This is a genomic window from Lujinxingia sediminis, from assembly GCF_004005565.1.
Classification (GTDB): domain Bacteria; phylum Myxococcota_A; class Bradymonadia; order Bradymonadales; family Bradymonadaceae; genus Lujinxingia; species Lujinxingia sediminis.
This window is the reverse complement of record NZ_SADD01000005.1, coordinates 85,717-96,934: the sequence shown is the minus strand read 5'-3', so window position 1 is coordinate 96,934 and position 11,218 is coordinate 85,717. Positions and strand designations below refer to the sequence as shown.

Below are 11,218 nucleotides of genomic sequence, written 5' to 3'. Positions count from 1 at the left end.
CACACGCGATGACCGATTTTGGGGGAGGTGATCGTGACAGGATGGCACACCTTGACCGCTTTTGCCGGGGGTCAAAGCAGACTCCTCGCACATCCGGCCCCTCTTTCGCAGACCTCAGCGCGACGAAAGCCCCTGCTCCGCCCGCATTCCACGAGGCTGCCCCCTGTTTCCTAGTTGTACGACCTGTGCTAACTCCACCCATCTCGCCACTGCCGGCCTCGGACGCGCGCCCACTGCGGGCCCGCGCCCTGCGCAAGGCCGCGGTGCGCGACGCAATGACACGCACACCCCCCCGCGAGGTTTTTTGTGGACTGGCAAGAGCGCTACTTCAAAGGCAAGAAAGTCTGGGTCAAGGTCGACCATCTGGGTGACCCCGTCGTGGAGTCGGGGCGCGTGGAGATGCGCTACCAGAACAGCGAGGACGCCAAGATCTACCGCGCCTCCCCGGCCAACGTCTCCGCCCAGTCGGCCGAGCTCGTTGATGCCACCCGCGAGTTTGAAGAAAAACTCGCCGGTAAAAAGCCCGCCTCGAAGTCGAAGTCCTCGTCGAAGTCCTCGACGTCGGGAACAAAAGCGGCCCCGGGCTCCATTACATCGCTCGAAGCGCCCGAGCGCTGGGGGCCGCGCCACGAATCGACGTCGGTGCCCGACGCCATCGCCTCGCTTGAGTGGCCCGATGAGGGCATCGTCGAGATCTACACCGACGGCGCCTGCTCCGGTAACCCCGGCCCCTGTGGCTACGGCGTGGTGATCCGCGACGGAGAGCACTACCGCGAGATCGGCCAGTACCTCGGCCAGGGCACCAACAACATCGGTGAGCTTATGGGCATCAAAACCGCTCTGGAGGCCGTCGACGACCGCAGCCGCCCGGTGCATCTCTACACCGACAGCACCTACTGCATCGGCGTGCTCACAAAAGGCTGGAAGGCCAAGGCCAACCGCGAGCTTATTCTGGAGATTCGCGCGCTGGTTGCGACCTTCTCCGACCTGACCTTTCATAAGGTAAAAGGCCACTCCGACCACCCGCTCAACGACCGCGCCGACTTTATGGCGACCTCCTCGCTTGAGGACGCCCGGTAAGTTCGCCTGAGACGTTCGCAAACCCCCGATGACCTGCGATGGATGATCGACGTATGACCACCCCCGATGAGACCCCTCAGAATGTGAGCGCCACCGACGCCAACGCCGCGCTGGAAGAGCGCGTCGCCGACGCCAGTCAGTTTATCAGCCGCATCCGCGCCTCGCTGGCCCCCATCGTCATCGGTCAGACCATGATGGTCGACCGCCTGCTCATTGGACTCTTGACCGGCGGCCACGTGCTTCTCGAAGGCGTGCCCGGTCTGGCCAAGACGCTCACCGTCAAGAGCCTGGCCGAGAGCATTCACTGCCAGTTTGCGCGCATCCAGTTCACGCCGGATCTTTTGCCGGCGGACCTCATCGGCACGATGATCTTCGATCAGGCCTCCCGCGATTTTGTGCCGCGCAAGGGTCCGGTCTTCACCAATATTTTGCTCGCAGACGAGATCAACCGCGCCCCGGCCAAGGTGCAATCCGCGCTGCTCGAAGCGATGCAGGAGCGCCAGGTCACCATCGGTGACTCCACCTACAAGCTCGACCGCCCCTTCCTGGTGCTCGCCACCCAGAACCCCATCGAGCAGGAAGGCACCTACCCGCTGCCGGAGGCCCAGGTCGACCGCTTCATGCTCATGATCAAGGTCGGCTACCCCACCCGCTCCGAGGAGCGCCAGATCATGGATCTGGTCACCGAGAGCGCCGAGATGCCCACCCCGCAGCCGGTGGTCACGCCGCAGGAGGTGCTCGAAGCCCAGCAGCTCGTGCGTCAGATCTACATCGACGACAAGCTCAAGGACTATATCGTCGACATCATCTACGCCACGCGCACCCCCGAGCAGTACAAGCTGCGCTCGCTGGCCGATTTTATCGACTACGGCGCAAGCCCCCGTGCGACCATCTACCTCAACCTCGCCAGCCGCGCGCACGCCTTTTTGGAAGGCCGCGCCTACGTGACCCCCGAGGACATCAAGGCGGTGGCCTACGACGTGCTGCGCCACCGCGTCGTGCTCACCTACGAGGCCGAGGCCGAGGAGTACACCCCCGAGCGCGTGCTCACCACGATCCTGGAGACGATCGACGTCCCCTGATCCCCACCGCCCTCGCTGCTCCCGCTCTTCTGACTTTTTGAAGGACTCCCCAAAAACCATGCTCCCCGGTGAACTTTTTAAAGCGGTACGTCACCTCGAGATCGTCGCGCGTCGCGCGGTCAACGATCACCTGGCCGGCCAGTACCACAGCGTCTTTAAAGGGCGCGGCATGGACTTTCTGGATGTGCGCGCCTACCAGCCCGGCGACGACATCCGGGTCATCGACTGGAACGTCAGCGCCCGCACAAGTGAGCTGCACGTCAAGCAGTTCACCGAAGAGCGCGAGCTCACCGTCTTTTTGCTCGTCGACGCCTCGGCCTCCCAGTCCTTCGGCACCCGCCATCGGCGCAAGCAAGAAACCGCCGCCGAGCTCGCCGCGCTCATCGCCTTCAGCGCGATTGCCAACAACGACCGCGTGGGCTTGATCGTCTTCACCGATCAGGTCGAGGTCTTCTTGCCGCCGCGCAAAGGCAAAAAGCACGTGCTGCGCGTCATCAAAGAGATCCTCTCGCCACGGGTGGAGCGGCGCAAAACCTCCATCAACACCGCGCTGGAGTACCTCACCCGCATCAGCCGCAAGCGCAGCATCTCCTTTCTGATCAGCGACTTCCTGGACGCCGACTACGAGCGCAGCCTGAAGATCGCCAACCGCCGCCACGAGCTCATTCCCCTGGTCGTCGTCGACCCGATGGAGCGCCGTATCCCCGAGATGGGGCTTGTGCATTTTGAAGATCCGGAGAGCGGGCAGATCATCCCCGTCGACACCTCCTCGTCGGCGGTGCGGGAGGGATTTGCCGCGCATATGGCCAGGGTGCGACGCGATCAGCAGCGCATCTTCAACAAGCTGCGCATCGACAGCGTCACCATCGACACCGAAGGCAACCACATCGATCCCCTGGTGCGTTATTTCAAGCAGCGCGCGAGGCGCCCATGATTTTTCGTTCAGGAACATCCCAAAAACGAGCCCGACGCACGCGACTCACCACCGCGCTCACATGGCTGCTTCTCACTCCTGCCTCGCTGCTCTACGCCCAGGAGGGCCCATCACGCGCCGAGGTCACCGAGCAGCAGGCAAGGGACAACGCCGCTCCTTCTGACGAGGTGCCCGATACAGACGGGCGCGCCACGCTGGAGGGCCACGAGCTCGTGGTGCCCGACGGGCTCAAGGTCGGCGACACGGTGAGCGTGAGCGTCACCGTCAAACACGCCGCCGACCTGCGCCTGACCGTCGTCCCGCTGCCCGAGGGCTCGCGCTGGGAGCGCACAGCCCTCGGGAGCGACACCCGGGACGAAGGCGGCCAGAAAGTCACGACCTTCAGCCTCGACTACGCGGTCTTTCGCCCCGGCCCCACGCGCTCGCCAGAGGTGATCATTCGCGCGCTGGGCAGCGAGGGGGAGCCGGTGGAGCTTGAGGTGCCCCGCACCCCGGTGCATGTCGCGCCGATCAGCGAGGCGGGCGCGGGACTTCTGAGCGCGCGCGGAGCGCGCGCGCTGCTCGTCTCCGACGCCACGCCATACCTCATCGCCGGCGGCGCGCTGGGGCTTCTGGCGCTGGGTGCAGCCGGGGCGCTCCTCGCGCGCCGGCGCCGTCGCTCCGAGCCCGACGCCGCCCCGCGTCAGCCCCCGGCCGAAGAAGCCCTGCAAAAACTCGAGTTCCTCGCCAGCTCCTCGCTGCTCGAAGAGGGCGAGGTGATGGCGTTCTATGTGCGCCTCTCCGAGACGTTGAGGACCTACCTGGGGCGTCGCTGGGGCTTTCCCGGTACCGAGCTCACCACCACCGAGATCATCGCGCGCCTCAAAGAGCGCGCCACCCTCCCGGCTGACCTGAGCGCGGGGGACCTGGCCCGCTGGCTGCGGGCCTGCGACCGCGTCAAATTCGCCGGCCACACCCCGGCCACGGCCGAGGCACGCCAGCATCTGCAGTCCGCCTTCCACATCGTCGAGCGCACCCGCCCTCGGCCCGAGCAAGCGAGCGCGGCTGAGAACGCCAGCCCGCAACCCGCGGACCACAACGCCATTTCAGGCACCGAAGTCCACGATCCGGCCTCACAGCCCCCCACCGAGGCCCCTGACGCCGGCGAGGAGGCGGCGCGATGATGAGCTCCCCGCTGCTGATTGCGACGTTTGCGTTTGCCCACCCCTGGGTGCTGGGCCTGTTGATCCTCATCCCGCTGCTGGCGGTGATGATGCTCACCCCGCGCATTCGCGCGCGCCGCCAGCCCTCGTTTCTCTTCTCGGCCACCGGCAGGCTCGCGCAGCGCTCACGCGGCCCCCGGGTGGTGCTCGACCCGCTGATCGACCTGGCCCTTCTGCTTGCCCTGGCGGCGATGATCGTGGCGATTGCCCGTCCTCAGACATCGGAACCGCTGCCGACCGAGGTGGAGGGCATCGACATCTTTGTGGCCCTGGATATGAGCGGATCGATGCGTGCGATTGACCTCGACCCGGCTCAGGCCCGTGCCCTGGAAGCCCGCGGGCAGCGCCCCCCCACGCGATTTGAAGATGCGGTGCGCACTCTGCGCGACTTCATCGCCACTCGCCATAACGACCGCATCGGCGTGGTGCTCTTCGCCCGTGACGCCTACCTGCACTTCCCGCTGACCCTGGACCACGAGCTCCTCGACGAGAGCCTGGCCGGCCTGCAGCTCGGCGATATCGACGACTCCGGCACCGCCATCGGCAACGCCCTGGGTCGCGCGGTGGCCGGGCTTGTGGAGAGCGAGGCCGAGTCCAAGCTCATCATCCTCATCACCGACGGCGATCGCCGCGGCGGCAACATCTCGCCGGTGCAGGCCGCCGAGATGGCCCGCGACATCGAGGCGGTCGTCTACCCCATCCTCGTCGGGCGCGAGGGCCAGGCGCTCATCGCCGCCGGCCGCGACATCTTCAGCGGTCGCATCGCCTACCAGACCAGCGAGTTTCCGATTAACCCCGAGCTGATGCAGGAGATCGCCAACGTCACCGGCGGCGAGTACTTCCGTGCCTTCGACGCACGCTCGATGCGCGAGGATCTCCACGAGATCATCGACGCCTACGACCGCACTGAACTCGAAGACATCAAAAGCGTGCGCTACCGCGAGCATTACCACAGCTGGGCACTCGCGGCGCTTTTGCTGCTGGCCTTCCACTTCTTCGCGCGGCACACGCTGTGTCGGACCTTTCCTTAAGAAGAGGCGCCGATGGTGTTCGCAAAGACCGATAACCTCTACTGGCTGGCCCTGCTGATTCCCCTGGCGGTGGCCTGGATAAGCTACGAAGTCTGGCGCCGCGGCGTGCTGCGCCGCCTGGGCGATCTGCCGCTGATCGAGGCGATGACCGCCTCGTTTAACCCGACCCGAAAGCTCGCGGCCCGCATCTGCCAGCTGGCCGCGCTGGTTTTGCTCACCATCGCGCTGGCTCAGCCTCAGTGGGGCATCAGCGACGCCCCCTCCACCCGCGAGGGCCTCGATGTGGTCTTCGCCATGGACCTCTCCCGCTCCATGCTCGCTGAAGACGTCGCCCCCAACCGACTGGAGGCGGCCAACCGCGAGATTCAGACCTTTATGACGCGCCTGGCCGGCGACCGGGTGGGGCTTGTGATCTTCACCTCGCTCTCCTTTCCCCAGGCCCCGCTGACGACCGACTACGCGGCGATCAACTTCTTTCTGCGCCGCGTGCATCCCGAGCAGATCCCGGTAGGAGGCACGTCCCTGGGTGCGGCGCTTGTCGACGCGACCGAGCTTCTCACCGGCCGCGCCGACGATCCCGAGGCCGAGGACGCCATGGTGCGCTCGCCAAACCAGGTCATCGTGCTGATCACCGACGGCGAAGATCATGAATCCGACCCGATGGTCGCAGCCCGGCGCGCCGCCGAGTTGGGCATTCGCGTGGTCACCGTGGGCGTGGGCAGCAGCGAGGGCGCACGCGTTCCCGTTTTCGACCAACACGGCAGCCGCCGAGGCTTTCTGCGCGATCGCGATGGCGAGTACGTCTTGAGCACCCTGGATGACGCCACGCTCAGGAAGATCGCCCAGACCACCGGCGGCACCTACATCCACTTCGACCGCCCCGGCGCCGTCTCCAACGCGCTGGTGGGCTTTCTGGACCAGCTGGAGCGCACGCAGTTCGAAGACCAGCTGCGCGAGCGCTACATCAACCGCTTTATGATCTTCTTAATCCCGGCCTTTCTACTCACGCTCCTCTCGATCTTCCTGGGTCAGCGCGTCTTACCCACCGTCGGCGGAAGCTCCTTCGGCGGGCGTCTGGGCAAGCGCGTCCGCGCCATCCTCGGCCTCTCGCTTGTGGCCCTTTTGCTTGGCAGCTCCGGCTGTGAGCCCCCGCCTCGCCCCGACACCGCCATCGAAGAGGCCAACCAGCTTATTGACGCTGGCGAGTTCCAGCAGGCCCTCGACCTGATGGCCCCCCTGGCCTCGACCTACGACGATCGTCCCGAATACCACTACAACCGTGGCCGCGCGCTCCTGGGCCTGGAAGACTTTGAGGGGGCCCGCGAGGCCTTTGCCCGCGCGCTCACCGTCGACGATCCCGAGTTTCGCGCCGCCATCCTCTACAACCTCGGCTTAAGCCTGGCCGGACTCGAAGACTGGAACCAGGCCCACGATGCCTTCCGCCAGGGGCTCAAGCTCTTTGCCACCGTCGAGGAGCCCGAAGATCCCGAGCTGGGCGAAGCGCTGCGCCACAACCTGGAGGTGGCTCTGCGCGCGCTCTACCCGCCCTGCGCGACCTTTGAGGATGAACTTGAGCCCAACAACGATCCGCAAAGCGCTCACACCCTCGAAAAACCCAAACTCGAAGAGCTCACCCTCTGTGGCGAGAACATCGACCTGTTCAAGATTGACGCCGTCCCCGGCACCCTGCTGGGGGTAAGCGCAACGTTCAAAGAGCTTCGCGACGAGCCCGATCCCGAACGCGTCTTTCTGCCCGCTCCGGGCGCGCTGCGCCTGAGCATCATCGCCCCCGACGGCCAGACGGTGCTCGCCATCGACGAGGGCCTCGACGACGACGAAGACGCCCTGCGCGGGCAAAACGCCCGCGGTGAAGTGGCACGCGCGATCGAGGAGATCGTACTCAGCCAGCAGCTTCTGGGCGGCCCCCGACCTGCGCCCGTCTTTATCGCCGTGGAGACCGACCCGGGCCTGGAGTTCGCCTACGAACTCGACGTGCACTTTGTACCCCCCTGCGAAGCGCTGGAAGATGATTACGAGCCCAACGGCTCCGCCTCCACCGCCGCAGCCCTGGAGGGCAAGGAACACCAGCTCCATATCTGCAAAGGCGATGAGGACTGGTTCACGTTTAAGCCCGATGGGGCCGAGACGCTTTTTGTGGATCTTCAGCCCCAGCCCGACCTCGAGTCCGAAGAGCCGCCGCAGCTTCGTCTGGAGGTTCGCGACGCATCCTCGGGCGAACTTCTGGCCCGGGGGCTTTCGGCCGGCAACCGCCTCAGCGCGGGCATTCCGAACCTTGGCGACGTCGACGAAGTCCGGGTCAGCGTCATCCCCGTCGACGCCACCCAGCAGGGCCCTTACACGCTGAACTTCTACCCCTTTGCGGCCTGCCCCTCCGGCAACGACGCGCACTGGCCCAACAACGGCCCCGATGAGCCGGCCACCTTGAGCGAAGAGCAGCAGGAGGTGCGCTACGCGCGTATCTGCCCCGGGGAGTCGGACTTCTTCAGCGTGCCCGTTCCCGAGGAGGAGCCGCTGCAGTGGGGCATCTCCAGCATCCCGCCGAACGCCTGGCACCCCGACGCCGATCCCGACGTGGAGCTTCCCTACGGCGCGTTCCCCGCCCACACCCTGTCTCACGTGGATCCGGTGCTCGGCGAAGACCTCATGGTCGCCGAACGTCCCGAAAGCACACCCTCTCGCCCGCCTGCCGCGAGCGCGCCTGACAACGCCAACACCGACGAGGCCCCTCCCCTGCTCGCAGCGCTTACGCTGGATCAGGGCCTGAGCATCGAGGAGCTCGATGACGAGCGCGCCATCCTCAAGGTCACCGGGGAGCCGGGCTTCTACCATCTGCAGAGCCTCAACGGCGGAGGGTCGGGCGGCTCCAACTCCCAGGACCAGAACGATCCGCAGGAGCAGCAACGCAACCAGGACGAGCAAGAAGATCAGCAGGAAAGCGGCGATCCTCAGCACGAGGAGCCGCAAGATCAAAACGATGGCGAGGAGCCGCAGGACGAGAGCGAGGCCCCGCAAGACGAGGAACACGCGTCCGAAGAGCAGCAGGAGGCACACCCCTCGCCCTCCGAGGAGCCCACCGACGACAAGCGGCGAGAGCTCATGGAGATCCTGCGCGCGCTGGAGGAGAGCGATGATAACTTCCAGCTTAAAAAGGCGCTGGAAGACGTCCCTCGCCGCCATATTGAGAGGGATTGGTGATGCGCCACACGTCTCAGACTCCCACTCTTCTTCCGGCGCTGGTGGCCTGCATCTGCGCGTCGATCTCGCTGCTCTGGGCCTTTGAGGCCCACGCTCAACAGGACGTCGAGATCACCGTGAGCGCCTCCCCCAAAGTCGTGGCCCCGGGCCAGGTGGTGGAGTACCAGCTGGAGGCGCGCGTCGGCGGCAACTACGACATCCGCGTGGAGCGCGACCCACGCTTTGGCCCCTTTCGGCTGGTAGGCGCGGGGAGCGCGCCCTCCATGATTAACCGCAACGGGCAGATCGAACGCTCGCTCAAGGTGCGCTACCAGCTTCGCGCGCCGGATGAACATGAGATTTACACCATTGAGCCGCCGCGGGTGCGAGTCGGCACGCGTTCCTTCACCCCCAACCCGGTCAACGTGCGCGTCACCGCGCCCGACCAGGTTCCCGCCCCCACCCCGCAAGCCGGAGCCCGCAACAACGTTGCATTCCTCGATGTGACGGTGGAGCCGGCCGACCGCGATCCCTACCTTGGCGAGCAGATCACGCTTGTCTACGAGCTCTACACCAACGTTCGCAGCGGGGGGCTCAGAGCCTCTCCCCCCGATGAGCCGGCCCTGGATGACTTCTGGGTTGAAGACTTGAGCGATGTGGTGGTCCGCCAGCGCCGCACCACCACGCTTCAAGGCCATCACTGGAATGTCAGCGGCGTGCGCGGCTACGCGCTCTTTCCGCTGGAGGCCGGAGAGCTGAGCGTCGAAGCGATGCGACTGCCGCTGGAGCGCGCCTCGCTTTTTGGTCCGCGCTCGCAAGTTGAGGTCGAGACGGAGGCGGTGACCTTCCGTGTTCAGGAACTTCCCGCGGGTGCTCCCGCCGGCTTCGACCGCAACAATGTGGGGCAGTGGTCGATGACCTCCAGGCTCGACTCCCGGAGCGCCCGGGTGGGTGGCACCCTGGACTACACGCTCCGTATTACCGGGGTCGGCCGCGCCTCCCGACTTCAGGTTCCCACCTTGAGCGACACCGAGGCCTACCGCGTCATTGCCACCGCCGATGAGCCGCAGCAGATTCGCCAGGGCACGCGCATTCACGGCACCCGCGAGGTGCGTTTTACGCTGATGCCTCTCAAAGAAGGCCCGCTGACGCTGCCCGAGCTCGCGCTGAGCTATTTCGACCCGGAGGAAGGCACCTACAAGGTCGCGCGGGTTGAGGCGCGTACGATCCACGTGGAGCCGGGAACACTTCCCGCCACCAGCCTCGATGAGGCACCGGTCGACGAGGTGCATCGCGGTGAATCCGGGCAGTCGCAGTTTGATCTGCTGGAGCTGGCCCAACCGAAGCTCGAAGGGGAGCTGGGCCCGGCGCGCGCGCCGGCCGGACGCCTTCCCTGGTGGCTCTGGCTGCTTCCGCTGCTGGGGCTCGGAGCGCTGGCGATCGAGCGTCCGCTGCGTGACGAGCTGACTCGCCGGTGGGGGCCGGCGCGCGCGCGGCGCGCGCTACGTCAGGAGCTTGACCACGTGCTCGACCAGGCGCGTCGTGCCGACGGAGCCGCGCGCGATGAGGCCCTCCTGCGGGCGCTCGCGCGGATATTGGAGCAGGGCTTCGGCGTTCAGACCGGCGCGCTCACCGCCGCGGAGGTTCGGCGCGAGCTGAGCACACGAGGGCTCTCCAGCGAGCTGGTTGAGAAGGTCGCCGAGCTGGTCGGCGAGCTCACCCGCGGGCGTTATGCGCCGGGGGCGGGCTCGGCTGAGACGCTGGTGGAGCGGGCGGCGCAGATGATCGATACGCTCTTTGAGCAGGCGGAGCGCCGGTCGAAAGCTGCCTCTCAGGGTTCGCAGGCCGGACGCACAGCCCTTTTGATCGCGGCCGGGGCCGTGGGCCTGTGCGCGGCGCTGGCAGGCCCTGGTGAGGCCCGTGCGCAGTCGGAAGAGCCTGCAACAGAGGCCGCCCGGAGCTGGGAGGTGGGAGCGTTTGAGGAGGCGTCTCGGAGCTGGGCAAAGACGGCCGCGCAGCAAAACGACGCCACCGCCTGGTACAACGCCGGCACCGCAGCCCTGCGCGCTGGAGAGCTGGGGCAGGCGCGCCTCTTCCTGGAGCGCGCCGCGCTCACCCACGCCCACCATCCCGATGTGGCCGCCAACCTTCAGACAACCGTCAACCTGGTGAGCCTCAACGATGCCAACGCCGCACGCTTCGGGGCCCAGAGTCCGGTGGTGGCCCGCGCGCTGCGCAGCGGCCCCTGGCTTGCGCTGATCGTGCTGTGGGTAGCGTTCGCGCTCACACTTGTGCGCCGCCTCAGCGGGCGGCCCTCCGAAGGGGTGGTGCGCGCCTCGGTCATCGCCGCGCTGGTGCTCGGTCTCCTCAGCGCGACGCTTCATGCGGGCATCGCCCAGATCTCGGGCCCGGAACGCCTCGGAGTGGTGCTCAACGAGAGCGAGATGCGCGTGGCCCCCTCCCTGCATGCCGGTGCCCATAGCGGCCACCCTCAGCTGGCTGCCGGCGCGGTCGTCGATATCAAGCGTACGCGTGACGGCTGGGTGGAGGTCATCCTGCCCACCGGCGACCTCGGGTGGCTTCCCGCCGATCAGGTCGAAGCAGTCCAATCCTCCGGCGACTAAGTTACAGTGCTCCCCCCCGGGTTCTTGCCCGACACCAGCTGAAACCTGCGTTCATGTGCCCCGCCCCGCC

The 11,218-nt window shown here is 66.6% G+C and carries 7 protein-coding genes; all 7 read left to right on the top strand.

Features of this window, described 5'->3' with window-relative positions:
- Positions 1-306: 306 nt before the first annotated feature.
- From EA187_RS10810 to EA187_RS10780, 7 genes are read left to right on the top strand one after another with little or no spacing between them, the layout of a single operon-like run.
- Positions 307-1,080 (top strand): ribonuclease HI, encoded by a 774-nt coding sequence (locus EA187_RS10810; protein ID WP_206524257.1) that lies wholly within the window; start codon positions 307-309, stop codon positions 1,078-1,080.
- A gap of 53 nt (positions 1,081-1,133) precedes the next feature.
- A complete protein-coding gene (locus EA187_RS10805) occupies positions 1,134-2,162 on the top strand; it encodes an AAA family ATPase (protein WP_115604176.1) in 1,029 nt (342 codons plus the stop codon).
- Between the two features lie 58 nt (positions 2,163-2,220).
- Complete coding sequence (locus EA187_RS10800) at positions 2,221-3,096, top strand: DUF58 domain-containing protein (protein ID WP_115604174.1); 876 nt, start codon at positions 2,221-2,223, stop codon at positions 3,094-3,096.
- Positions 3,093-4,259 carry a hypothetical protein gene (locus EA187_RS10795; protein WP_127780273.1) on the top strand — a complete coding sequence of 389 codons (1,167 nt, stop codon included), beginning with the start codon at positions 3,093-3,095 and terminating at the stop codon, positions 4,257-4,259. Before EA187_RS10800 ends, EA187_RS10795 begins: the two co-directional genes overlap by 4 nt.
- Complete coding sequence (locus EA187_RS10790) at positions 4,256-5,329, top strand: VWA domain-containing protein (RefSeq protein ID WP_115604170.1); 1,074 nt, start codon at positions 4,256-4,258, stop codon at positions 5,327-5,329. Before EA187_RS10795 ends, EA187_RS10790 begins: the two co-directional genes overlap by 4 nt.
- 12 nt (positions 5,330-5,341) lie before the next feature.
- On the top strand, positions 5,342-8,545 hold the full coding sequence (locus EA187_RS10785) for a vWA domain-containing protein (protein ID WP_127780272.1): 3,204 nt from the start codon (positions 5,342-5,344) through the stop codon (positions 8,543-8,545).
- Positions 8,545-11,148, top strand: a complete 2,604-nt coding sequence (locus tag EA187_RS10780) for a BatD family protein (protein WP_127780271.1) — start codon at positions 8,545-8,547, stop codon at positions 11,146-11,148. Before EA187_RS10785 ends, EA187_RS10780 begins: the two co-directional genes overlap by 1 nt.
- Positions 11,149-11,218: the final 70 nt, after the last annotated feature.